This window comes from Pseudoxanthomonas helianthi (assembly GCF_017939625.1).
GTDB classification, from domain to species: Bacteria; Pseudomonadota; Gammaproteobacteria; order Xanthomonadales; family Xanthomonadaceae; genus Pseudoxanthomonas_A; species Pseudoxanthomonas_A helianthi.
The window spans coordinates 570,160-594,518 of the sequence record NZ_JAGKTC010000002.1 but is presented as its reverse complement, the minus strand read 5'-3'; the positions used below and the strand labels follow the sequence as shown (position 1 = coordinate 594,518).

The window sequence follows — 24,359 nt, the reverse complement described above, 5'->3', positions numbered from 1 at the left end:
TGGCGATGCGAACCCTAGGCAACACGACTTGACGGAGCAGTGAATTCGCGACATGGCCTTCATCATCCGGACAGGTTCTTGACCGGCACGGGGGCTGCCCCCATCCTGCCGGGCTCTGATCACGATGCCCGACGACAACGCTGAACCATGAGCAGTCGCTACAACGCCGCCGATATCGAAGTCCTCTCCGGCCTGGATCCGGTCAAGCGCCGCCCGGGCATGTACACCGACACCACGCGGCCCAACCACCTGGCGCAGGAAGTCATCGACAACGCGGTCGATGAAGCGCTGGCCGGGCACGCGGGCGAGATCGAGGTGACGCTGTTCAAGGACGGCAGCTGCGAGGTCGGCGACGACGGCCGCGGCATGCCGGTGGACATCCACCCGGAGGAGAAGATTCCCGGCGTCGAGCTGATCCTTACCCGGCTGCATGCCGGCGGCAAGTTCAGCAACCGCAATTACACCTTCAGCGGCGGCCTGCATGGCGTCGGCGTCAGCGTGGTCAACGCGCTGTCGAAGAAGGTCGAGATCTTCATCAAGCGCGAAGGCAACGAATACCGGATGGAGTTCCGCGACGGCGATGCGGCGTCGAAACTGGAAACCGTCGGCACGGTGGGCAAGAAGAATACCGGCACGCGCCTGCGCTTCTGGCCCGACCCGAAATACTTCGACACGCCGAAGTTCAACGCGCGCGCGTTGCGCCACCTGCTGCGCGCCAAGGCGGTGCTGTGCCCCGGCCTGACCGTCAAGCTGCACGACGAAGCCACCGGCGAGCGCGACACCTGGCATTACGAGGACGGCCTGCGCGACTACCTCAAGGGGGAAATGCAGGGGCGCGAACTGCTGCCGCCGGAGCTGTTCGTCGGCCAGCTGAAAAAGGACACCGAAATCGTCGACTGGGCGGTGGCCTGGGTGCCGGAGGGCGAACTGGTGCAGGAAAGCTACGTCAACCTGATCCCGACCGCGCAACACGGCACCCACGTCAACGGCCTGCGCAGCGGCCTGACCGACGCGCTGCGCGAGTTCTGCGATTTCCGCAACCTGCTGCCGCGCGGCGTCAAGCTGGCGCCGGAAGACGTGTGGGACCGCGTCGCCTTCGTGCTGTCGCTGAAGATGACCGACCCGCAGTTCAGCGGGCAGACCAAGGAACGCCTGTCCTCGCGCCAGGCAGCAGGCTTCATCGAAGGCGCCGCGCACGACGCCTTCAGCCTGTGGCTGAACCAGCACGTCGACTTCGGCGAGAAGATCGCGCAGATCGCGATCGAACGCGCCGCCGCCCGACTGAAGACCGAAAAGCAGGTCGTGCGCAAGAAAGTCACGCAGGGTCCCGCCCTGCCCGGCAAGCTGGCCGACTGCATCAGCCAGGACCTCTCCCGCACCGAGTTGTTCCTGGTCGAAGGCGACTCGGCCGGCGGCAGCGCCAAGCAGGCGCGCGACAAGGATTTCCAGGCGATCCTGCCGTTGCGCGGCAAGATCCTCAACACCTGGGAAGTGGCTTCCGGCGGCGTGCTCGCGTCGAACGAAGTGCACGACCTCGCCGTGGCCATCGGCTGCGACCCCGGCAAGGACGATATTTCCGGATTGCGGTACGGCAAGATCGTGATCCTCGCCGACGCCGACTCCGACGGCCTGCACATCGCGACCCTGCTCAGCGCGCTGTTCCTGCGCCACTTCCCCGCGCTGGTCGACGCCGGCCATGTGTTCGTGGCCATGCCGCCGCTGTTCCGCGTGGACGTGGGCAAGCAGGTGTTCTACGCGCTGGACGAGGAAGAAAAACGCCTGCTGCTGGAAAAGGTCGAGCGGGAGAAGATCAAGGGCGCCGTCAACGTGACCCGCTTCAAGGGCCTGGGCGAAATGAACCCGTCGCAGCTGCGCGAATCGACCATCCACCCCGACACGCGCCGGCTGGTGCAGCTGACCGTCGACGACGCCGGTGAGACCCGGGGACTGATGGACATGCTGCTGGCGAAGAAGCGGGCTTCGGACCGGAAGACGTGGCTCGAGACCAAGGGCGATCTGGCTTCGCTGGAGGTCTGATTCCGGTCCGGCTGGCCATCCCGTTCCGCATCGCGCCTTGCAAAGCGGCCATGCGGCACGGCTAAATGCCCGGGGGCCGTGCATTTGGGGACATGGCCACCATATGGAGGGAGCCATGAGATTTACCGCTCGTATTCGCCACGCCATCGCGCTGGCGGCAGTATTGTCCGCGCCCGTTTCCGCCCAAAGCCCTACGGCTCTGGATTTTTCCAAACATGCGGAAATCAGTGATATCGCCCTTTCGCCAGATGGCAAGCACATCGCGCTTGCCGTGCCCTCCGCGGATGGCATGGAAACCCAATTGCATGTGGTCGCCCTGGACGGCCAGGGCACGGTCCAGGCCATGCGGTTCGGCCGCCAGAACCATGTCGCCAACATCGTCTGGAGCGACAACGACCAGGTGGTGGTCGCGCGAGCCAGGATGGAGCCACTTCGTGCCCGCCCGTACAGCTACGGCGAATTGATGAGTTCGGACGTCCACGGCAAGACTCAAGAAACCCTGTTCGCCTACATCGAAGACGATGGTGCACGCTCAGGACGACGCAAGGATCGAGGATTCGCCAGTATCGTCAAGGTTCTGGACGACGAGCCCGGCAAAGTGCTGGTCGACTTCACCGCGTGGCCGGACAGCCGTGGCGATGAGGATCAGACCACCTCCATCTACAAGGTGGATACGCGGACGGGTAATCGCCAGGAGCTGGAGCAGACGAAGGAAACCGCATCCTTCATGTTCGATCATGCTGGGCGGGCACGTCTCAAGATCACGTCGGACGACAAGGATGACCCCGTGCTTGCCTATCGTCCGGGCGCCAGCAACGAGTGGATGCCGGTGCCGAAACCGCTGGCCGGCTACAACATGAGTCTGCTGTACGTGGAACCGGACAACAATACTGCGTACGCCAGCATTACCGACCGGAACGAACCCGCGCAGCTCTACAAGGTCGATCTGGCCAAGGGGACCCGGACCCGGCTCGCCGGCAGTGACGAAGTAGCGATTTCCCGGGTGATGTACGCCGGCCACGATGGCCCGCCGTTCGCCGTCATTTACGACGCCGCCAAACCAACGGTCCAGTACCTCGATCCGGCATCGGACTGGGCGAAACTGCACGCCGGCTTGCTGAAGTCATTCCCGGGCCAGATGGTGTCCTTCGTGCAATGGACACGCGACAACAAGAAGGTGTTATTCACCGTGTGGGGCGATCGGAACCCGGGCGCCTACTACCTCCTGGATCGCGATGCCAACAAGGTCCAACTGGTCAGCGAATTGATGCCATGGTTAAAGGCGGGCTCGCTGGCTTCCACCCGACCGATCAGTTTCACCACCCGCGACGGACTGACGCTGTACGGTCTCTACACCGCTCCCGCCGGTACCGGCGCCAAGCCGACCGTCGTCCTGCCCCATGGCGGCCCGCACGGCCCATACGACAGCTGGGGCTTCGACCCGGATGCGCAGTTCCTGGCCAGTCGCGGCTATGCCGTTCTGCAGATCAACTTCCGCGGTTCCGGCGGTCGTGGAAAAGGCTTCGAAGAAAGCGGCCACCGCGAATGGGGCGGCAAGATGATGGACGACGTCGCCGATGGCGTACGCTGGGCCATCGACAACAAACTGGCGGACCCGAACCGTATCTGCACCTTCGGCGCCAGCTTTGGCGGGTACGCCGCATTGATGCAACCGATCCGCTACCCCGAGCTGTACAAATGCGCTATCGGCTATGTCGGCGTTTACGACCTCGAAGTCATGAAGAAGGAAGGCGACATCAAGGACCGTGCATCCGGCAGGCGATACCTAGACCGCGTACTGGGCACCGATATGGCCAATTTGAAGGCATGGTCGCCAGCGCAGAACGTCGACAAGATCAAGGTGCCCGTCTTCCTGGCCCAAGGATCCATCGACCAGCGCGTCCCGATGGAGCAGTTCAACGCGTTGACTTCCGCATTCAAAAGACAGGGAACGCCGATCGAGACGATGGTCGCCGCCCGCGAGGGTCATGGCTTCTACAAGCCCGAAACCCGCGCTGAGCTCTACCAGCGCATCGAGGCCTTCCTCGAAAAACACATCGGGCATTGATTGCGGCTGGGATCCTGTCCCGCGCGGGCGCCCCAAGGCGCCCGCTTTCGTTTACGCAACGCAAACCCCGTAGATGCGATAACGCGGCATGGCCGCGCATCCCTATACCTTCGGGCTGGAAGAAGAATATTTCCTGGTCCGCCGCAACGCGCGGCGCCTGCGGCACATGCCGCGAGCGTTCTTCGACGAGTGCCGGGATGCCATCGGCGATGGCCGGTTCGGCCACGAATTGCTGCAGACCCAGGTCGAAGTGCAGACGGTGGTCCACCACGATGCGGGGGAAGCGCGCCGCGACCTGGTCGGGTTGCGCACCCGCGTCGCCGAGCTCGCGCGACGGCATGGATTGTCCATCCTCGCCGCGGGCACGCACCCGCGCGAGTCGTGGCGACAGCAACGCAGCACGGTGAAACCGCACTACGACCAGGTGATGGCGCAGCTGCAATTGCCCGGACGGCGCAACCTGTTGTGCGGGCTGCACGTGCACGTGCAGCCGGCCAACGTCGAAGCGCGCATCGACCTGATGCGACGGATGCAGCCATTCCTGCCGATGCTGCTGGCGTTCAGCACCTCGTCGCCGTTCTGGATGGGGCAACCGACCGGTTTGATGGGGTATCGGCAGACCGCGTACCAGGAAATCCCGCGGACCGGCCTGCCTCCCCTTTTCACGGACCAGGCCGGTTACGACCGCTATTTGCGGCGGCTGATCCAGTCCGGCGCGATCGAGAACGCCGGATTCCTGTGGTGGGCACTGCGCCCGTCGTTGAATTTCCCGACGCTGGAACTCCGCGTCACCGACTGTTGCACGAATACCGACGACGCCTTGGCCATCGCCCAGTTGTACCGCTGCCTCATCCGCTACCTGGAACGCCAGCCGCAATTGCATGCAGGCCTGGACGCGGGCGTCCAGGCCATCGTCGCCGAGAACCTGTGGCGTGCGCAGCGTTACGGTTTCGATGCCGGCCTGATCGATCTGTCGAGCAACCGCCTGGTCTCGATGCGCGAAATGTTCCGCAACCTGCAGCAGGTGCTGGCCGAAGACGTGGCCGCGCTCGGCGTAGAGGCCGAATTCGACCACCTCTGGCACATCCTGCAAACCGGCACCAGCGCACACCGGCAAATGGCGATCTATCGCGAGAGCCGCGCGCAGGGCGCCTCGCGCAGCGAAGCCCTGCAAGCGGTGGTCGACTGGCTGGCCCAGGCCAGCGTACCGGCCATGCCCGCGTGAGCTATGCCACCCGTTGCCGGGAAACCACGAATATGCCCGCCATCACCAGCAGAGTGCCCGCGACCTGCCATGCTCCCATCGGCTCGCCGAGCACGAACAGACTCAGCACGATGGTCGACACCGGACCGAGCATGCCGATCTGCGCGGCCGTGGCCGAGCCGATGCGCTTCACCGCCAGCATCGTCGCGAGCACGGGCAGTACCGTGCACGCCGTGCCGTTGAGCAGCGAGAGCCAGTACACCTGCGGCGGAAGCGCAAGCGCATCGAGCGGACGCAGCAGCAGGAACTGGCCGATGCACAACACGCTGGCAACGCTGCTGGCGTAGGCGGTCAGGCGCACTGCGCCGATGCGCGCGACGATTTCGCCGCTGCCGTACAGATAGATGGCATAGGCCAGTGCGCTGCCGAAAACCAGCCCACCGCCCAGCACGATGTCGCTTCCGCCATGGTCCAGGTCGTGGCCGAATGCCAGCAATACGCCGAGATAGCTCGTCCCCAATGCGATCAGTTGCAGCCGGGTCGGGCGCCGCTTGGCGAATGCGACGCCGATCAGCAGCACCAGCGTCGGGGTGAGATACAGGATCAGCCGTTCCAGGGTCGCGGTGATGTAAGCCAGGCCGGCGAAATCGAGGAAGCTGGCCAGGTAATAGCCGAAGAACCCGAGGGCGAGGATCCTCCACCGATCCGCGCGCGTCAGCCTTGGCGCCCGGCGGGCGGCCCACACGCCCATCCCCACGAAGAACGGCAGCGCCACCGCCATCCGCAGCGCCAGCAGGGTCACCGCATCGGCGCCGTAGCGGAAACCGAGCTTGACGATGATCGCCTTGCCGGAGAACGCGATCGCGCCCAACGCCGCCAGCACGATGCCGGAGCGATCGACACGGCGCATCGGCACGGCCGGCGCGGGCGCCTCGTGCACCACGTCTTCGGCGGGTGCGACATCCAGGGCCTGGACCGCGTCGTCGCCCTGCTCTTCGGCGCTCATGCCAGCGTGGCCAGCAACAGCTCGCGGATCACCGCCTGCACACGCACGGCACGTTCCGGCAGGTACTCGAACGAATCCTCGTCCATGTAGTTGCGCTGCGCCAGTTCGAGTTGCACGGCTTGCACGCCATTGCCGACATCGTGGTACTGGCGGGTGATGTAGCCGCCCTTGAAGCGACCGTTGACCACCGCATCATCCACGTCCTGCGCCGCCAGGACGGCTTCGAGCCGCTGCTGCAGTTCGGGCCGGCAACTGGTGCCGCCGGCCGTACCCAGGTTGAACCCAGGCAGGCGGCCCTCGAACAGGAACGGCAGTTTGCCGCGGATCGAATGCCCTTCCCACAGCACCGCGCGACCGTGCACGGCGCGGATGCGGGCGATCTCTTCCCGCAACGCCGCGTGGTACGGACGCCAGTAGACCTCGACGCGCCTGGCCACTTCTTCGGCGGACGGCTCCTGCTCCGGCAGATAGACCGGATCGCCGGTGAACTGCGCCACCGGGCACAAGCCGGTGGTGTTCTGCCCCGGATACAGCGAAGTGTCGTCCGGCGGCCGGTTCAAATCGATCACGTATCGCGAATGGCGCGGCGCGAGGATCGAAGCACCGAGTTCACGGGCGAAGGCGTACAACCGCGAGACGTGCCAGTCGGTGTCGGGCACGCGCCGCGCGCCGTCGGTCAATCGCGCGGCGATGTCGTCTGGAACATGGGTGCCGTCATGCGGCAGGCTGATCAATAGCGGCGCGCTGCCGCGATGCAGTTCGAAGATTTCCATCCGCGCAGTTTAGCGGACCGTGCTCCGTCGCAGCAGCGGCCATTGCCGATAGGTGGCGGCACGCCACAGCCATTCCAGCGGGCCATAACGGAACCTCAGCAGCCACAGCTTGCTGAAGACCAGTTGCAACGCGAACACCACCAGCACATAGACCACCTGTTGCGCCCGCGGCAGCGCCCAGTGGCCCAGTCCATAGCCGTAGAAGAACAGCGTGCCGAGCACGGATTGGCCAATGTAATTGGTCAGTGCCATCTGCCCCATCGGCGCCAGCCAGCCCAGCAGCCTGCGCCAGGCATCGCGCTGCAATGCGAGCATGACCAGGGCGATATACCCCAGCGACATCGGCATGCCGCCGGTGAACATCAAACCCATCGATAGCAACCACTCGCCTTGCTTCGCCGGATCGGGCCGGACGGCGATGGCAGCGCCAGCCAGGGTAGCCATCAACCCCAATGGCAAGACGACGAAGGCCATGCGCCTGAACAAAGGCAGATGCGCCGCGGGGTCCCGCATAGCGCCGCTCTGCAGCAGCCACGCACCGATCAGAAACAAGCCCAGCGCAACGGTGAGGAAGAACAATGCCTTCAAGTAATCGCCGGTGAATTGTTTCGCGCGGAAAGCCACTGCCTCCGCATAACTGCCCCGGGTCATCACCCGGGTTTCCTCGGCGCGATGGGCCGCGCGCTCGGCACGCGCCTTGGCAACCGCCTGCTTCTGCGTGTCGGCCTGTTGCGCCGCCGGCTTGCCGGATTCGGCCGCAACGGATTCGTCCTGATGCGCGCCAGCAGCCACCGTCATCATGCCGCCGGCGGCCACCATCATCAGCGACGGGATCAGGTACAAGGCGAGACCAGCCCCGAGCAGGCGCCTGCCACGCAACGATTGCGACGCCACGGTCGGCGCATCCTCGATGCGTTGGCCGCGGCGCAACAGCGCCAGCACGACACCGTCGAGCAGCAGGATCATCGCGGTGAAGCCGCCATTGCCGGGATCGATGGCGAAGCTGACGACTACCATCAGCGCGAATGCCAGCCACATCGCCCACCCTCTCGCGAACAGCACGATCAACAGAAGCAGAGCGGCACCCGCATAACTGAGCAGGATGTCGCCGGCCCATATCAACACGCCATGCGCAAGGCCAAACAGTGCCAAGGCAAGGGTGCGTCGCAAGTACGCACCGGTGAATTCCCGTCCGGCCGCCTGCGCGCGCGCCAGCATCACCGCGAAACCCATCCCGAACAGGATCGAGAACATGGTGAAGAACTTGGCCCGCACGAATACATGGATCAGCCATCCCGCCCACGCATCCATGCCGGTCAACCCCGTGGGCAGTCCGTCATCCAGGGCAGCCAGCGGCCGATTGAAGAACTCCACGTTCATCAGCGCGATGCCGAGCAGGGCGAAGCCGCGGACGATGTCCAGCGCATGGATGCGCTGTTCCTGCGCGACCGGCACGAATTCGGTTTGCGTCTCGGTCATGGCGCTGCGCCCGGGTTGGCCCATGCGCCCAGCATCATCCGCACCCAGATCCGCGGTCAGTGCCAGAGGTCACGCGACAGGATGCGCTGCGGCTCAGGCGAAACGACTGGGCGAATAAGGCGCCGGATCGATGGCCGGTTCGCGGCCGGTGATCAGGTCCGCCATCAGCTGGCCGGTCGCTGCGCTCATGCTGATGCCGAGCATGCCGTGGCCGGCGGCGAGCCATACGTTGCGCTGGCCGGGCACGCGCCCGATCGCCGGCATGTCGTCGCTGCTCATCGGCCGCCAACCGTACCAGCGCTCCTCGACCGTCGCGCCGACCGGTTCGTGCAGGTATTCGCGCGCGGCCTGCTCGAGCATGCCCAGGCGCGTTTCGTTGAGCGACGTGTCGTAGCCGGAGAATTCCATCGTGCTGCCCAGGCGGAAGCCGCTGTCCCATGCGGTCACGCACACCGAGCGGTCGCGCAGCGACAACGGACGCTTCGGCACCAAGCTGGGCCGCGAATAGGTGATCGAATAGCCCTTGCCCGGTTGCACCGGCAGATGGAAACCCAGCGAGCGGGTCAGTCGCGGCGACCATGCGCCCAGCGCGATCACCACCTCCCGCCCGCGACGCTCGCCCCGCGAGGTCAGCACGCGCGCGCCACCGGCGTCGGAACGCACGGCTTCGACCTTGCAGTCCTCTTCGATGACGCCGCCCCGGGCGCGCACCACGCGCGCCAGTTCGGCCACGTAACGATCGGGGCGCAGGCGCGCGTCGCCGGGGAAACGGATCACCCCGGTCACGCCTTCCTTCAACGCCGGCTCCGAGGCGAGGTAGGTACGCCCGTCGATGGCTTCGCTAGGAATGTCGAACTCGCGCAGTTGCTCGCATTCGCGCACGTTGCGCTCGAAGTTCTGCGGATCGCGGAACACGTAATCCACGCCGTCCTCGACGAATTCGCATTGCAGGCCATGGCGCTGCACCCAATCCGCGAGCCGTGCGCGCGAATCGTTGAGGATCGCCGCACGCCCCAGCGCGCTGGCGCGCCAGTCCTTGCGGTTGCAGCGCGCGGCGAAACGCAGCAGCCAACGCCACAACGTCGGATCGAGCCGCGGCTTGATGTACAGCGGCGCGCCCGGCGTCAGCATCCAGCGCATGGCCTGCAACACCATGCCCGGCGCGGCCAGCGGAGGCGCGTGGCTGGGCGTGATGGTGCCGCAATTGCCGTGCGAGGCGCCGCTGCCGATGGCGCGGGCTTCGAGCACACGTACTTTGCGGCCGTCGGCGGCCAAGGCCAGCGCAGTCGCCAGTCCGATGGCCCCGCCGCCAATGACCAGGATTTCCGATTCGTCGTTCACGGCGTTCAGTTTATAGGAATCTGCTGCACCGCACAGGACAGAAATTTTATTCAAATCATGCAGATGCACTACGACAGAATTCCGACATCCAGGAATAAGTAATTCCTGTTCCGGTACGGAGAAAACGCCTTGACCGTTTCTCCGGAAACCATCTAAGTTCCGGTCACCGTCTTGTCTTGGTCGTGTGTTACGGACAAAGCGCAAGCAATGTCCGGCGCGGAACTGCGCGCATCGGCCAAGCGCGACGGATGCAGCCATGCCTGCCGCAAGGCGGGCCCTACCACCCAAGTAAGGACAATCAATGCAACTCAATGCTCGTTTGTTGTCCACGGCCATCGCCGTGTCGCTTGCTGTCGCTGCTCCCGCCTTCGCCGCCGCCGACCAGACGCCGGCCGCCATCCGCGCGAAGGGCCTGATCAATGGTACTGGCGCCGCCGCCGCTTTCCGCGCCGATGCGGACGCCTTCACCGCCAAGTCCGTGACCGTCGACCGGGACGGCACGGAACACGTTCGCCTCGATCGTACCTACCGCGGCCTGCGGGTCGTCGGTGGCGACCTGGTCGTGCATTCGAAGAACGGCAAGTTCAAGTCGGTCAGCCAGACCCTGAAGACGACGGGTCGTCCCGATCTGACGCCGGCGCTCAACGGCGACGACGCCCTGGTCGAAGCCGGCGCGTATTTCGACGGCCAGATCAATCGCATCAACAACAATGGCCTGGTGGTCTGGGCGCGCGGCAAGCAGCCGGTGCTGGCCTATGAAGTCAACGTGGTCGGCAACCGCGCCGACGGCTTCGCCGACAAGCTGGTCTACGTCAATGCCGTCAACGGCAAGGTCGTCGGCACCGACGACATCTTCAAGACCGTGGCGGCCACCGGCACCGGCAAGACCCTGCTGCTGGGCAATGTGTCGATGACCACCAACAGCATTTCCGGCGGCTATCAGTTGGTGGACCCGACCCGCGGCGGCGGCAATACCCGCGACGGCGGCGGCAAGGTCATCGACCGCGTGTACAACAGCGCGCCGATCATGACCGACGCCGACAACGTCTGGGGCAACAACAACGAATCCGACGTCGCCAGCGAGGCCTCCGACGCGCATTACGGCGTGGCCGCGACCTGGGACTTCTACATGAGCACCTTCGGCCGCAGCGGCATATACAACGACGGCGTGGGCGTGAAGAGCATCGTCAACATCATCTTCCAGAGCCAGGGCTATCGCGGCGGCGGCAACGCCGGTTGGTACGGCGCGCCGTACAAGTTCATGGCCTATGGCAGCGGCGATTCCACCTGGTATCCGGTGGTGGCGATCGATGTCGCCGGCCACGAGATGACCCACGGCGTGACCGAGGCGGTCAACGGCCTGACCTATTCCGGCGACGCCGGCGGCCTGAACGAAGCTTCGTCCGACATCATGGGCACGATGGTCGAGTTCTCGACCAACAATGCCGCGGACCCGGGCGACTACCTGATCGGCGAGAAGATCTGGCGCAGCAACCCGACCGGCACCAAGGCCCTGCGCTACATGTACCGGCCGTACGCCGACGGCGCTTCGTACGATTGCTATCCGGCCGCGGGCTTCGCCGGCGTGGATCCGCACTACTCGTCGGGTCCGGCCAACCACTTCTTCTACCTGCTGGCGGAAGGCACCGGCACCAAGACCTTCGGTGGCGTGACCCACACGCCGTCGACCTGCAAGGCCGGCGACACCAAGAACGGCACCGGCTCCGCATCGGTGACCGGCATCGGTCGCGCCAAGGCGCAGGCGATCTACTACCGCGCGATGGACCTGTACTACACCTCGGGCACGACCTACCCGCAGGCCCGTACCGCCACGCTCAACGCGGCGGCCGACCTTTACGGCGCAGGCTCGGCGGAATACAACGCCGTGGCATCGGCCTGGACGGCGGTCAACGTCAACTGATCGCGGGCAACCGCGTCGCGCAACGAGAAACGGCCCGCGCAAGCGGGCCGTTTTCTTTCATGCCCGGCGGATTCGCCCGGCTTCAGTGATGGTGGCCGCCATCGCCGTGCACGTGGCCGTGCTCGAGTTCCTCGGCCGACGCTTCGCGCACATCGACGATTTCCACGTCGAAGTGCAGGTCCTTGCCGGCCATCGGATGGTTCAGGTCGACGTCGACCACGCTCATGCCGACCTTCTCGATGGTCACCGCACGCGGACCGAAGTTGGTCTGCAGCACGACCTGTTCGCCGGGGGTCAGCTTCTGGCTGCCGAAATGCTTCTTCGGCACGCGCTGGATCATGCCGTCGCGACGCTCGCCGTAGGCGTCGGCCGCGGCCACGTCGACGCCGAAGCTGTCGCCGGCCTCGCGATCCTGCATGGCCGTTTCCAGGCCCGGGATGATGTTGCCGTGGCCGATCAGGATCGCCAGCGGTTCGCGGTCCTTCGAGCTCTCGATCGGCTCCTTGCCGACTTCGGAAACGGTGTAGTGGAAACGGACGACGCTGTCTTTGGCGATTTTCATGCGGGACTCGGAGAGGGGCTGCGCTCGCAGCGGGGGCGGCTTGTCGGCCGCGTGGGATTGCGGTCAAGATGGACCGCAATGAAGGCCGCGCATTATCCGGGCAAGCCGCCCCGCATTCCAGCGACGCCCCCCGCCGCTTGGGCCGCCCTTGCCCTGCGCATGGCGGGAATGGCCGTGGTACTGGCGCTGGCCGCCTGCGGCGGCGGCAAGCAGTCCGTCCGCCGCCCCACCCCGCCGGCACACGATCCGCGCGACTGGCCGCAGGTGGCGCCAGCCGACCCGGTGGCGGCCAACGCGGTGCTGATCCGCGCCCTGGGCCTGGTCGGCACGCCGTACCGCTACGGCGGCAATACCCCCGCGGGTGGCTTCGACTGCAGCGGGCTGGTGACCTACGTGTTCCGCGACATGCTGGACCTGCGCCTGCCGCGGACCTCGCGGGAACTGGCCGAGGTACAGGGTCCGCGCATCGAACCCCGCAAGCTGGCAGCCGCCGACCTGGTGTTCTTCGGCAGCCGAGGCAATGTCAGCCACGTGGGCATCTATGTCGGCGAGGGTCGGTTCGTACATGCCCCGAGCACCGGTGGCACGGTGCGGCTCGACTACCTGGACGGCCCGTACTGGAAGGACCATTACTCCGGCGCGAAACGCGTTTTGCGCTAGTCGGCGGTCAGATTTGTGACCTTCAGGAGAAGTTTTAACGAATAAATAACGGTTTGTGAACTTTATCGAAGGTTTAAGCCGGCATTATCCTCCCTTCGCCCGTTTTCCGACCTGCCCGTGACGACCGACGACCTGCGCCTAGGCCTGCCCGCCGCCACCCGCCGCCTCAAGGGCGCGACCGTTTTCTTCCTCGCACTGGCCGTTGGCCTGACCAGCGCCGCTTCGTTCGCCAAGACCGCTTCTTCGACCTCGGCCAAGCCGGCCACGGAGAAGAGCGCGTCCAAGTCCCCGGCCAGCAAGAAAAAAGCCGCGGCATCCAGCCAGGCCAAGAAGAAAACCGGATCGGCCAAGGCCACCGACAAGAAGGCGAAGGGCAAGGTCGCCGCGACCAAGGGCAGCGAGGCCAAGAAAGCCACCGCCAAGGCCGACAGCAAGAAGAAGGGCGACAAGAACCCTGCTCCCCCGGCCGAAACCGCCGCAATTGCCGCGCCGGTCAAGGAGAAACTGGCGGCGACGCCGGCGCGTACCGTCGCGTTGTTGCCGATCGAAGCCACCGGCGGCATCGCCGCCGCCAAGGCCGAGGCGCCTGCCGCAGCTTCGATCGACGTCGAAAAGAAGGGTGAACCCGCTGCCGACAAGTCGGCCGCTGCCGTTCGCGCAAAGGCCGATACCGATGCCAGGGGCGGCATCCGTGGCATGGCTTCCGATGCCGCTGCCTCGACCCTGACCCTGCTGCTGCCGCGCCTGGCTGCCGGCGACGACACCATGCCCCTGCTCGGCCGCTCCACCCAGGTCGCCAGCGACCTGGGCCGCTTGCTCTCGGGGCAGTCGGCTTCCGATGCGCCGCCGCCCAGCGACAAGGTGCAGAGCGTGCTCAAGCGCGCACTGACCCTGCTCGGCACCCCATACCGCTGGGGCGGCACCTCGCCGGACAGCGGCTTCGATTGCAGCGGCCTGGTCGGTTACGTGTTCCGCACCGCTCTGGGCATCGAACTGCCGCGCGTCTCCCGCGACATGGCGCGCAACAAGGATGCGTTGCTGATCAAGAGCCGCGACGAACTGCGCGAAGGCGACTTGGTGTTCTTCGGTCGCCGCAAGGGCCGCATCGACCACGTCGGCATCTACCTGGGCAACGGCCAGTTCGTGCATGCGCCGCGCACCGGCAAGGACGTGGAAGTCTCCAGCCTGATGTCGGGCTACTGGAGCACCCGATTCATGCAGGCGCGCCGCGTCGAGATGTAAATCTCCGCCTTGCCCTGTTTCCTGTCGAAGGCCGCGCATGCGGCCTTTCTTATGCGCATCCGGATCCTTGCGCTGGAGCGCATGGCGTACCCCTGTCCCCGCATGCGGGTGAGGGGCGCTGGAGTTGACGTCGGTTCCGGAGCAAGGTCGTATCGAGTGTCGGGCAGGTCGGAACTTCCGCACTCGAATTCCTAAGCGCTACTCCAGGTACGTCAGCTCCGGGAACGTCCCTCATCCGGCCTGTCGGCCACCTTCTCCCCGCACGCGGGGAGAAGGAATCCGTGCCGGATTTCGAAGATTTCCGCCGTTGCCGGACGACGCTCGCGACCTGCGCTCCTCATTCGTCGGACAACCCGACCGCTACGTCCCGGCAGGCTGTGCTGGGGCCATGTCGTCCTTGTGCACCGGTGCATTTGCCAAACTTGTAGCCGCTGCCGGCAATGGCGCAACGGGTCGCGACGAACCATATTCTCGGCAGCCTTCTTCGCCATCGATCGCTCTCGCAAGTCGTCGCGCAAACGATGCGCTTTCGACGCAATGCCAGCGATCACGACCAATGCCACCGAATTGCCTGGAGTCGCCGCGACGCCGGGCGTGGCGAGCGCACGAATGAAAACGGCGCCGGTTTCCCGGCGCCGCCTCGTGGATCGCGAATACCGATGCCCGGCTTACGGACGCGCCGCCAGCGCCGCGTCGTCCTTTGCCTTCGGCATCAGGTCCTGCTTGGTGACCTTCAGGAAGCCCATGGTCAGCAGTGGGCAGGCGATGAAGATCGACGAGATGGTGCCGATCACGATGCCCATCATCTGCGAGATCGCCATGCCCTCCAGCGAATCGCCGCCGTACAGGAACAGCGCCAGCGCCGACAGGAAGGCGACGAACGAGGTGATGATCGTGCGCGACAGGGTCTGGTTGACCGAAGTGTTCAGCACCTCGACCGGGCCGGCGCGCAAGCCGCGGAAGTTCTCGCGCACGCGGTCGAACACCACGATGGTGTCGTTGATCGAGAAGCCCATCACCGACAGCAGGCCGGCCAGCACGGTCAGGTCGAATTCGCGGCCGGTCCAGGCGAAATAGCCGGCGCAGATCAGCACGTCGTGCAGGGTGGTCAGGATCGCCGCCACCGCGAACTTCCATTCGAAGCGGAAGCCGATGTAGATCTGGAAACCGACCACCACGAAGATCAACGCATACAGCGCGTTCATCGCCAGTTCGCGGCCGACCTGCGGTCCGACGAAGCTGCTGCTCAAGCGGTGCGCGGGATTGTCCGCCGTGGAGGCGACCTTGGCCACGGCATCGGCCAGCTGGCTGCTGTCGCCCTGCGTGCCTTCCTTCGGCTGCAGGCGCACCAGCAGGTCGCTGCTGGTGCCGCGGGTCTGCACCTGTGCGCTGTCGTAACCGGCCTGGGCCAGGCGCTGGCGCACGGCGTCCACGTCGGCCGGCTTGTCGAAGCGCAGTTCGACCGCGGTGCCGCCGGTGAAGTCCAGTGCGTAGTTGAAGCCCTTGAACAGGATGCCGCCCAGCGCCGCCAGCGCCAGCAGCAGGGCGACGGTCAACGATACCCAGCGCAGGCGCATGAAGTCGACGTTGGTGTCGTTCGGGATCAGGTGCAACGGGAAGAGTTTCATGGTCGTTTTTTCCTGGCCCGTCAGATCGCGATGGTCTTGAGCTTGCGGCGGCCGCCGTAGATCAGCGTGGCCATCGCGCGCGACACGGTGACCGCGGTGAACACCGAGGTCAGGATGCCGACCACCATGGTCACGGCGAAGCCCTTCAGCGGGCCGGTGCCGAATGCGTACAGGGCCACGCCGGCGAGCAGCGCGGTCATGTTGGAGTCGAAGATGGTGCCGCCGGCCTTGTCGTAGCCGCTGGCGATGGCCGCCTGCGGCGGCACCCCCGCGCGCAATTCCTCGCGTATGCGTTCGTTGATCAGCACGTTGGCGTCCACCGACATGCCCACCGACAAGGCCAGGCCGGCGAAGCCCGGCAGGGTCATGGTCGCGCCGAACAGCGACATCACCGCGACCACCATCAACAGGTTCATCAGCAGCGCGAGGCAGGTCAGGACGCCGAACACGCGGTAATAGACCAGGAAGAACGCCAGCGCGAACACGAACGAGAACAGCACCGCCTTGGTGCCGCGGGCGACGTTCTCGGCGCCCAGGCTGGGGCCGACCACGTACTGTTCGATGAAGTCCATCGGCGCGGCCAGCGCACCGGCCTTCAGCTGTTTGGCCAGGTCGGCCGCTTCCTGCTGGCTCAGGCCGGTGGTCTGGAAGTCCTTGCCGAACACGCCCTGGATGGTCGAGGAGCTGATCACCCGCTCCACGGTGCGCGACGACGGCACTTCCTTGCCGTCCACCTGCGTGGTGGTCGGAATGCGCTCGACGTACACGATGCCCAGGCGCTTGCCGACGTTTTCCAGCGTGTGGTCGAGCATGCGCTTGCCACCGGCGCTGTTCAGGGTGATGCCGACCGACGGCGATCCGGTGCGCGAATCGGTCTGCGGCACCGCGTTGATCAGCTGGTCGCCGGACACCAGCACGCGCTTGGACAACAGCAGCGGACGGCGATACTGGTCGTAGTAGATGCGCGAATCGGCCGGGATGTTGCCGCTGGCCAACGCGGCCGCCGCAGTGGCTTCGTCGCCGGTCACCGCGCGGAATTCCAGCGTGGCGGTGGCGCCGATCTGGCGCTTAGCTTCCGCTGTGTCCTGCAGACCCGGCAGTTCCACCACCAGGCGGTCGCTGCCCTGGCGCTGCAGCACCGGCTCGGATACGCCGAGCGCGTTGATGCGGTTGGCGATGACGTTGCGGTTCTGCTCGATCGCGTCGGTGGAAATGCGGTTCAGGTCGCCCTCGCTCAGGGTCACGTCGAGGCGCTGGCCGGAAACGCTGACCGTCGGCGCGTTGGCCGCCACGCCCAGCGAGCCGCTGGCGCCGGTCAGGGTCGTGGCGACCAGGGCTTGCGCCTTGGCGGGGTCGGCGTTCGCGCCCAGGTTGACCACGATGGCGTTGGTGCCGCTGCGGTTCACCGCGGTATAGGCGATGCTGTTGTCGCGCAGGGTCTGGCGGATGTTGTCGAGGTAGGCGTCGACGCGCTTGTCCAGCGCGGCCTTCTGGTCGACCTGCATCAGGAAGTGCACGCCGCCCTGCAAGTCCAGGCCCAGCGACATCGGCTTGGCATGCATCCACTCGAGCCACGCGGGCACGGTGGGCGCGAGGTTCAGCGCGGTGTTGTAGCCGTCTCCCAGCGCCGAGCGCACGCCGTCGGCGACGCGGGTCTGCAGGTTGGCGTTGCCCAGCCGCACCAGCAGCTGGCCGTTCGCGGATTCGATCGCCTTCGGCACGATGCCCATCTGCTTGAGCGTCGCGTCGACCTTCTGCCGCACGGTCGCGTCGACCGTGCTGCCGCGGTTGGCGGTGACCTGCACCGACGGGTCCTGCGGGTAGATGTTGGGCAGCGCGTAGACGACGCTGAGCAGCAGCACCAGCACGATGACGGCGTATTTCCAGCGCGGGAATTCGAGCATTGCGATGTTCCGCGCGACCCGGCCAGCCGGGCCACGCTCAAGGGTGGGTCGGAAAGTGGATCAGGCGGACTTCAGCGTGCCCTTCGGCAACACGTTGCCGACGGCGCCCTTCTGCACGCGGACGCGCACGTTGTCGGCGATTTCGACGGTGACGAAGTTGTCGCCCACGTCGGTGACCACGCCGGCGACGCCGCCGCTGGTGATCACTTCATCGCCCTTGGAAAGCTTGTCCAGCATCGCGCGATGCTCCTTCTGCCGCTTCATCTGCGGGCGGATCATCAGGAAATACATGACCGCGATCAGGATCACCGGCATCAGCAGCATGCCGAAGCCGCCGCCGGCGGGCGCCGCGCCACCCGCGGTCTGGGCATGGGCGGCGGGGATCAGGAAATCGAGCAGATTCATCATCAGGTCCATTCGGGGCCGAAAACAGCCGGGAATTATGCCATGGGGGCGGCCGGACGCGACCGCAAGGGCGTTTGCGCCCCCGAATCCGGCCGGATTCCGCCCCTCTACCCCCTGGCGAGATAGAACGACCGCCGCCAGGCGTCGAAGGTTCCCGCCTCGATGGCCGCGCGCATCTCCGCCATCAGCTTCTGGTAGTACCAAAGGTTGTGCAGGGTCCCCAGCATCGGCGCCAGCATCTCGTTGCAGCGGTCGAGGTGGCGCAGGTAGGAGCGGCTGAAGCCGTTGCGGCAGGCATAGCAGCCGCAGCCCGGTTCGATCGGGTCCAGGTCGTGCTCGTACCTGGCATTACGGATGCGCACCGTGCCGGAACGGGTGAAATAGTGGCCGTTGCGCGCATTGCGGGTCGGCATCACGCAGTCGAACATGTCCACGCCGCGCGCCACCGCCTCGACCAGATCTTCCGGCCGCCCCACGCCCATCAGGTAACGCGGGCGGTCGTGCGGCAATTGCGGGCAGGTGTGTTCGAGCATCGCGTTGCGCTCGTCCTCGGTCTCGCCCACCGCGAGACCGCCGATGGCGTAGCCGTCGAAGCCGATGGCCTTGAGCCCATCCGCCGATCGCGTGCGCAGGTCGTGGTGCACCCCGCCCTGGACGATGCCGAACAGCGCCGCGTCGTTCTGCAGCCGATCGTGTTCGTCCCGACTGCGTTGCGCCCAGCGCAGCGACAGCTCCATCGAACGGTCGACCACGCGCTTGTCCACCGGCTTGCCGTCGACGTTCACCGGCGGGCATTCGTCGAAGATCATCACGATGTCGCTGTCCAGCACCTGCTGGATGCGCATCGACTCCTCGGGTCCGAGGAACACCTTCGATCCATCGACGGGCGAGGCGAAGGTCACGCCCTGCTCGCTGATCTTGCGCCGGTGCGCCAGCGAGAACACCTGGAAACCGCCGGAATCGGTCAGGATCGGCTTGTTCCAGCGGGCGAAGCCGTGCAGGCCGCCGTGTTCCCCGATCACCTGCAGGCCAGGCCGCAGGAACAGGTGGAAAGTATTGCCGAGGATGATCTCGGCGCCGAGTTCCTCGGTGTGCTCGGGCAGGATGCCCTTGACCGAGCCATAGGTGCCCACCGGCATGAACGCGGGCGTTTCCACCGTGCCGCGGGGGAAGGACAGGCGTCCGCGGCGGGCGACGCCGTCGGTGGTCAGCAGTTGGAACGACATCCGGCTCATCGAAAACCCTTGGCGCGTAGCTTTGGCTCTTGCTCGTCATCCCCGCGAAGGCGGGAATCCAGCGACTTTGCTTCTGCCCTTATCGCAATCGGAACGAAAGCCGCTGGATCCCCGCCTTGGCGGGGATGACCCTGGAAAGAATGTCGAGATGTCACTTTCCCGACTCCGGAAACAGCAGCATCGCATCGCCATAGCTGAAGAACCGGTACTTCTCGCGCACGGCATGCTCGTATGCGGCGAAGATTCGATCTCGACCAGCGAACGCCGACACCAGCATCAGCAGCGTGCTCTCCGGCAGGTGGAAATTGGTCACCAGCGCATCGATGCTGCGGATGCGGTAGCCCGGGAAGATGAAGATCTGCGTTTCGCCGGCGAACGGGTGCAACTCGCCGTCCCCGGCTTCATTCACGCATGTCGCCGACTCCAGCGCGCGCAGCACCGTGGTGCCGACCGCGATCACCCGACCGCCGCTGGCGCGCACGCGGCGGACCTGCTGCACCAGTTCCGCGCCGACGTTGAGCCACTCGCTGTGCATGCGGTGCTCGTGGATGTTCTCCACGCGCACCGGCTGGAACGTGCCCGCCCCGACATGCAGGGTGACATGGCCGAATTCGACGCCGGCATCGCGCAACCGCTGCAGCAAGGCATCGTCGAAATGCAGGCCGGCGGTCGGCGCCGCCACCGCGCCCAGTTCCTTCGCGAACACGGTCTGGTAGCGCTCGTCGTCGTCCGCCCCCGGCGCGCGCTGGATGTAGGGCGGCAGCGGCAGCCTTCCGGCGTGCAGCAGCCAGTTTTCCAGCGCATCGGGCACGTGGAAGCGCAATCGGTAGAACTCGCCTTCGCGGTCCAGCACTTCGGCTTCGCCGCCGGCGTCCAGCGCGATGCGGCTGCCGGCCTTGGGCGACTTGCTCGCGCCGATCTGCACGCGCGCGGCATTGTCCGGCAGCAGGCGTTCGATCAGGATCTCGACCCGCCCGCCACTCTCCTTCTGCCCGAACAACCGCGCCGGGATCACCCGGGTGTCGTTGAACACCAGCAGATCGCCCGCGCGCAACAGCCCGGGCAGGTCGCGCACATGCCGGTCCTCGAACGCGGCATCGCCCGGCGGCACCACCAGCAACCGACTGGCCGAACGCTCCGGCAGCGGCGCCTGCGCGATCAGCTCGGGCGGCAATTCGTAGTGGAAATCGGATTTTTTCAAGGTCGTGAACGCAAGGATTTCGGTGATGCGGTTTGTTGTGGCGATTGCTTTTGCTTTCCAAGCACCGTCCGCAGCGGCGGAGACGATGGGTAGACCCGCAGGGGCGGCGCACACGGATGTGCGCCGTTTTCGGAAGAGGCAGGATGCCCCGTCCGAAAATTCCCGCCGGCTCCGCGGACCCTTCGCGTAGCGAAGGGCGCGAGCAAGGGTGTGTTTCTTTGGTTACTTTCTTTGCACAAGCAAAGAAAGTGACTCGCGCGCCAGCGCGAAACGCTTTCTGGGGACAGGAGCAACGTCCATGGATTCCCGCCTTCGCGGGAATGACGAGCAAAAGCAACGGCGGGCCATTGTACTTCGCCTGGTTGTGGCCTATGCCCCCAACCAGGTTGCTACCTTTCGAACTTGGTCGAAAGGATGATCGACGACGTCGTCCGTTCGACCCCCTCCATCGCCCCGATCCGATCGGTCAGCGCATCCATCCCGTCGACCGTCGGCACCACCCCGATCGCGATGAAATCGTGCGAACCGCTGACAGAGTGCAACACCCGCAACTCCGGCATCGCCCGCAGCGCCGCCGTGACCGTCGTCGCCTGCTTCGGATGCACCGTGATCATGATGTGCGCACGGATATGGCCACGCTCGAAACTGTCGTCGGTGCGCACCGTGTAGCCGCTGATCACGCCCTCGCGTTCCAACCGCTCGATGCGGCTCTGCACCGTGGTGCGCGACAGTTTCAGCCGGCGCGCGATCTGCGCGGTCGAGGCGCGCGCGTTCTCACGCAGCAGGGAGAGCAATTGTTCGTCGGTCGCAGTCAGCTTCATGCATGCCCCGGATTCGTCGAAACGACGAAATCAAAGTGAAATCCGTACAAATCATATCTGTCTTGCGACGATATTATCCAGATAATAAGCGTTTGCCCTGTCCGAGGACGACCACCATGACCGTGACCGCCAAACTCGCCCCCCTGCGCGCCCATGCCGGCCAGCGCCTGACTCAGGGCCTGGACGACGCCACCGTGCTGCGCCTGGCCGCCTCGCACCCGCAGCTGGAAGCGGCCATCGACGCCGCCGCGGCCGAATACGCCCGCCTGCGCGGCGAATTCGCCGACCTGCTGGACCTGGACGAAACCGCGCAGCTGCGCACCGTGCAGGCGGGTTACGTCAATTTCTACCCCGAAGACGCGGTGAACCCGTACATCGCCCTCGCCGCTCGCGGTCCGTGGGTCGTCACCCTGAAGGGCGCGGTGCTGTACGACGCCGGCGGCTACGGCATGCTCGGCTTCGGCCATACCCCGGAGGCGGTACTGGAGGCCATGGCCCGCCCGCAGGCGATGGCCAACATCATGACCCCGAGCCTGTCGCAGCTGCGCTTCGACCGCGCCCTGCGCAAGGAGATCGGCCAAACCCGCGGCGGTTGCCCGTACGCGAAGTTCCTGTGCCTGAACTCCGGCTCCGAGTCGGTCGGACTGGCCGCTCGCATCGCCGACATCAACACCAAGCTGCAGACCGACCCCGGCGCCGCGCACGCCGGTCACGCGGTCAAGCGCGTCGTGGTCAAGGGCAGTTTCCATGGCCGCACCGAGCGCCCGGCGCTGTATTCGGACTCCTCGCGCAAGACCTACCTGCAATACCTCGCCAGCTACCGCGGCGAGGATTCGGTCATCGCCATCGAGCCCTACGACGTCGAAGCGCTGAAGCGCGTGTTCGCCGATGCCGAACGCAACCAGTGGTTCATCGAGGCGGTGTTCCTGGAGCCGGTAATGGGCGAAGGCGATCCGGGCCGCAGCGTGCCGCCGGCCTTCTACGCTGCCGCGCGCGAACTGACCCGCGCCCACGGCAGCCTGTTCCTGGTCGATTCGATCCAGGCTGGCCTGCGCGCGCACGGCGTGCTGTCCATCGTCGACTATCCCGGCTTCGAAGGCCTCGACGCGCCGGACATGGAGACCTATTCCAAGGCGCTGAACGCCGCGCAGTTCCCGCTGTCGGTGCTGGCGGTCGGCGAACGCGCCGCCGGCCTGTATCGCAGCGGCGTGTACGGCAACACCATGACCACCAACCCGCGTGCGCTGGACGTGGCCTGCGCCACGCTCGGCCAACTGACCCCGGAAGTGCGCGCCAACATCCGCCAGCGCGGTGCCGAGGCGGTGCAGAAGCTGGAGAAGCTGAAGGCCGAACTGGGCGGGCTGATCACCAAGGTGCAGGGCACCGGCCTGCTGTTCTCGTGCGAACTCGCCCCGCAGTTCAAGTGCTATGGCGCGGGTTCCACCGAGGAATGGCTGCGCATGCATGGCCTGAACGTGATCCACGGCGGCGCCAACTCGCTACGCTTCACCCCGCATTTCGCGATGGACGCCGAGGAACTCGACCTGCTGGTCGGCATGGTTGGACAGGCCTTGCGCGAAGGCCCGCGCAAACAGGAAGCCCAGGCGGCCTGATCGCATCGACAGACGCAAGGGAAAAGCCGGCTCAATGTCGGCTTTTCCGTAGGAGCGCACCTGCGCGCGACCGGAACCTTTCGGCTTGCGGAAGATTCCGCGTAGCGCCATTTTCCCGATCGTGCCCAGATGCGCTCCTACAACGGCGGCGGCATTTGATGCAGACTCGTTGCATCTGAACCACGGCCCGAATGCCATGAAAGTCGTCGAAGTCCGCCATCCGCTGGTGCAGCACAAGATCGGATTGCTGCGCGATGCCTCGCTCAGCACCAAGGGCTTCCGCGAACTGGTCACCGAGCTGGGCACCCTGCTCGCCTACGAGGCCACGGCGGACCTTGAAACCGAACCCGCCACGCAGCCGGGTTGGGCCGGCGAAGTGCAGGTACGGCGCATCGCCGGTGCGAAGATCACCCTGGTACCGATCCTGCGCGCGGGCCTGGGCATGCTGCCTGGCGTGCTGGCGCTGATCCCCGCGGCCAAGGTCAGTGTGGTCGGCCTGCAACGCGACGAGGAAACCCTGCAGCCGGTGCCCTATTTCGAACGCCTCACCGGCCGCCTGGACGAACGCGACGCCCTGATCCTCGACCCGATGCTGGCCACCGGCGGCACCCTGATCGCGACCATCGACATGCTCAAGCGCGCCGGGGCGAAGCGGATCAAGGGCATCTTCCTGGTCGCCGCACCGGAAGGGCTACGAGCGCTGGAAGCCGCGCACCCCGACATGCAGGTCTACACCGCCGCGATCGACGAACGCCTCAACGAACATGGCTACATCCTGCCCGGTCTGGGCGACGCCGGGGACCGCATCTTCGGCACGCGCGTCGGCTGATTCCTTACCGAAATTTCATCCTGCGGCCATCGACCGGTGGAACGCGGGCGAGCAGCATCGCTCCCGTCCCAGCCACCGGAGAACCCAGATGAAGTTGCCATCCCGTGTCGCCGTCGCCCTGACTCTGGCCATGGCCGCCGGTCCGTTGTTCGCGGCGACCGCCACTCCCGCCGCCAAGCCGCTGAGCGCGCAGCAACAGCGCATGGCCCAGTGCGCCGCCCAGAACAAGGGCAAGACCGGTGCCGATTACAAGGCCGCGCAGAGCGCCTGCCTCAGCGGCAAGGCCGCGCCGGTCGCGAACATGACCGCGCAACAGCGCATGGCCAAGTGCGCGGCGGAGAACAAGGGCAAGAAGGGCGCCGACTACAAGGCTGCGCAGAGCGCCTGCCTGAAAGCCCACTGATCGTCAGGCGTGTTGTACAGACGGGCC

The 24,359-nt window shown here is 65.9% G+C and carries 20 protein-coding genes; 9 read left to right on the top strand and 11 right to left on the bottom strand.

Going from position 1 to position 24,359, the window contains the following annotated elements; translation table 11 throughout:
* Positions 1-147 precede the first annotated feature (147 nt).
* The 3 genes from parE to J5837_RS10485 all read left to right on the top strand — a co-directional run bounded on the left by parE (position 148) and on the right by J5837_RS10485 (position 5,330).
* Positions 148-2,037, top strand: coding sequence for a DNA topoisomerase IV subunit B (parE, locus tag J5837_RS10495; RefSeq protein WP_210536692.1), 1,890 nt, complete (start codon positions 148-150; stop codon positions 2,035-2,037).
* A gap of 115 nt (positions 2,038-2,152) precedes the next feature.
* Positions 2,153-4,105: a S9 family peptidase gene (locus tag J5837_RS10490; protein ID WP_210536691.1), complete on the top strand. Its 1,953-nt coding sequence runs from the start codon at positions 2,153-2,155 to the stop codon at positions 4,103-4,105.
* Positions 4,106-4,193: 88 nt separating this feature from the next.
* Entirely contained in the window at positions 4,194-5,330 is a 1,137-nt protein-coding gene (locus J5837_RS10485; protein ID WP_210536690.1) for a carboxylate-amine ligase, read from the top strand.
* 1 nt (position 5,331) lies between these two features.
* Here the strand turns inward: J5837_RS10485 and J5837_RS10480 are convergent, their stop codons facing one another.
* From J5837_RS10480 to J5837_RS10465, 4 genes are all read right to left on the bottom strand, one after another.
* Positions 5,332-6,219: a DMT family transporter gene (locus J5837_RS10480; protein ID WP_210537010.1), complete on the bottom strand. Its 888-nt coding sequence runs from the start codon at positions 6,217-6,219 to the stop codon at positions 5,332-5,334.
* Between the two features lie 92 nt (positions 6,220-6,311).
* Positions 6,312-7,088, bottom strand: coding sequence for an N-formylglutamate deformylase (hutG, locus tag J5837_RS10475; protein ID WP_210536689.1), 777 nt, complete (start codon positions 7,086-7,088; stop codon positions 6,312-6,314).
* Between the two features lie 9 nt (positions 7,089-7,097).
* The gene (locus J5837_RS10470) at positions 7,098-8,567 is read right to left on the bottom strand and encodes a DUF418 domain-containing protein (RefSeq protein WP_210536688.1); all 1,470 of its coding nucleotides are present in this window, start codon (positions 8,565-8,567) and stop codon (positions 7,098-7,100) included.
* A gap of 93 nt (positions 8,568-8,660) precedes the next feature.
* On the bottom strand, positions 8,661-9,917 hold the full coding sequence (locus J5837_RS10465) for an NAD(P)/FAD-dependent oxidoreductase (RefSeq protein ID WP_244755921.1): 1,257 nt from the start codon (positions 9,915-9,917) through the stop codon (positions 8,661-8,663).
* A gap of 292 nt (positions 9,918-10,209) precedes the next feature.
* Between J5837_RS10465 and J5837_RS10460 the strand changes: the two genes are divergently transcribed.
* Positions 10,210-11,829, top strand: a complete 1,620-nt coding sequence (locus J5837_RS10460) for a M4 family metallopeptidase (protein ID WP_210536686.1) — start codon at positions 10,210-10,212, stop codon at positions 11,827-11,829.
* A gap of 82 nt (positions 11,830-11,911) precedes the next feature.
* On the opposite strand, the gene J5837_RS10455 is transcribed toward J5837_RS10460, so the two are convergent.
* On the bottom strand, positions 11,912-12,391 hold the full coding sequence (locus J5837_RS10455) for an FKBP-type peptidyl-prolyl cis-trans isomerase (RefSeq protein ID WP_210536685.1): 480 nt from the start codon (positions 12,389-12,391) through the stop codon (positions 11,912-11,914).
* A 159-nt stretch (positions 12,392-12,550) separates the two neighbouring features.
* On the opposite strand from J5837_RS10455, the gene J5837_RS10450 reads away from it, so the two are divergent.
* Together J5837_RS10450 and J5837_RS16650 are read left to right on the top strand one after the other, a co-directional pair.
* Complete coding sequence (locus J5837_RS10450) at positions 12,551-13,051, top strand: C40 family peptidase (protein ID WP_244755920.1); 501 nt, start codon at positions 12,551-12,553, stop codon at positions 13,049-13,051.
* Positions 13,052-13,168: 117 nt separating this feature from the next.
* Positions 13,169-14,293 (top strand): C40 family peptidase, encoded by a 1,125-nt coding sequence (locus tag J5837_RS16650; RefSeq protein WP_425504837.1) that lies wholly within the window; start codon positions 13,169-13,171, stop codon positions 14,291-14,293.
* Positions 14,294-14,961: 668 nt separating this feature from the next.
* On the opposite strand, the gene secF is transcribed toward J5837_RS16650, so the two are convergent.
* The 6 genes from secF to J5837_RS10415 all read right to left on the bottom strand — a co-directional run bounded on the left by secF (position 14,962) and on the right by J5837_RS10415 (position 21,487).
* On the bottom strand, positions 14,962-15,921 hold the full coding sequence (secF, locus tag J5837_RS10440; protein ID WP_210536683.1) for a protein translocase subunit SecF: 960 nt from the start codon (positions 15,919-15,921) through the stop codon (positions 14,962-14,964).
* 20 nt (positions 15,922-15,941) lie between these two features.
* Positions 15,942-17,825 carry a protein translocase subunit SecD gene (secD, locus tag J5837_RS10435; protein ID WP_210536682.1) on the bottom strand — a complete coding sequence of 628 codons (1,884 nt, stop codon included), beginning with the start codon at positions 17,823-17,825 and terminating at the stop codon, positions 15,942-15,944.
* 60 nt (positions 17,826-17,885) lie between these two features.
* A complete protein-coding gene (gene yajC, locus J5837_RS10430) occupies positions 17,886-18,230 on the bottom strand; it encodes a preprotein translocase subunit YajC (RefSeq protein ID WP_210537008.1) in 345 nt (114 codons plus the stop codon).
* Between the two features lie 107 nt (positions 18,231-18,337).
* Complete coding sequence (gene tgt / locus J5837_RS10425; RefSeq protein ID WP_210536681.1) at positions 18,338-19,465, bottom strand: tRNA guanosine(34) transglycosylase Tgt; 1,128 nt, start codon at positions 19,463-19,465, stop codon at positions 18,338-18,340.
* Positions 19,466-19,616: 151 nt separating this feature from the next.
* On the bottom strand, positions 19,617-20,666 hold the full coding sequence (gene queA, locus J5837_RS10420; RefSeq protein WP_210536680.1) for a tRNA preQ1(34) S-adenosylmethionine ribosyltransferase-isomerase QueA: 1,050 nt from the start codon (positions 20,664-20,666) through the stop codon (positions 19,617-19,619).
* A 389-nt stretch (positions 20,667-21,055) separates the two neighbouring features.
* A complete protein-coding gene (locus tag J5837_RS10415; RefSeq protein ID WP_210536679.1) occupies positions 21,056-21,487 on the bottom strand; it encodes an Lrp/AsnC family transcriptional regulator in 432 nt (143 codons plus the stop codon).
* A gap of 116 nt (positions 21,488-21,603) precedes the next feature.
* On the opposite strand from J5837_RS10415, the gene J5837_RS10410 reads away from it, so the two are divergent.
* From J5837_RS10410 to J5837_RS10400, 3 genes are all read left to right on the top strand, one after another.
* Positions 21,604-23,100: an aminotransferase class III-fold pyridoxal phosphate-dependent enzyme gene (locus J5837_RS10410; protein WP_210536678.1), complete on the top strand. Its 1,497-nt coding sequence runs from the start codon at positions 21,604-21,606 to the stop codon at positions 23,098-23,100.
* Between the two features lie 196 nt (positions 23,101-23,296).
* On the top strand, positions 23,297-23,929 hold the full coding sequence (upp, locus tag J5837_RS10405; protein WP_210536677.1) for a uracil phosphoribosyltransferase: 633 nt from the start codon (positions 23,297-23,299) through the stop codon (positions 23,927-23,929).
* An 88-nt stretch (positions 23,930-24,017) separates the two neighbouring features.
* Positions 24,018-24,332: a PsiF family protein gene (locus J5837_RS10400; protein WP_210536676.1), complete on the top strand. Its 315-nt coding sequence runs from the start codon at positions 24,018-24,020 to the stop codon at positions 24,330-24,332.
* Positions 24,333-24,359 lie beyond the last annotated feature (27 nt).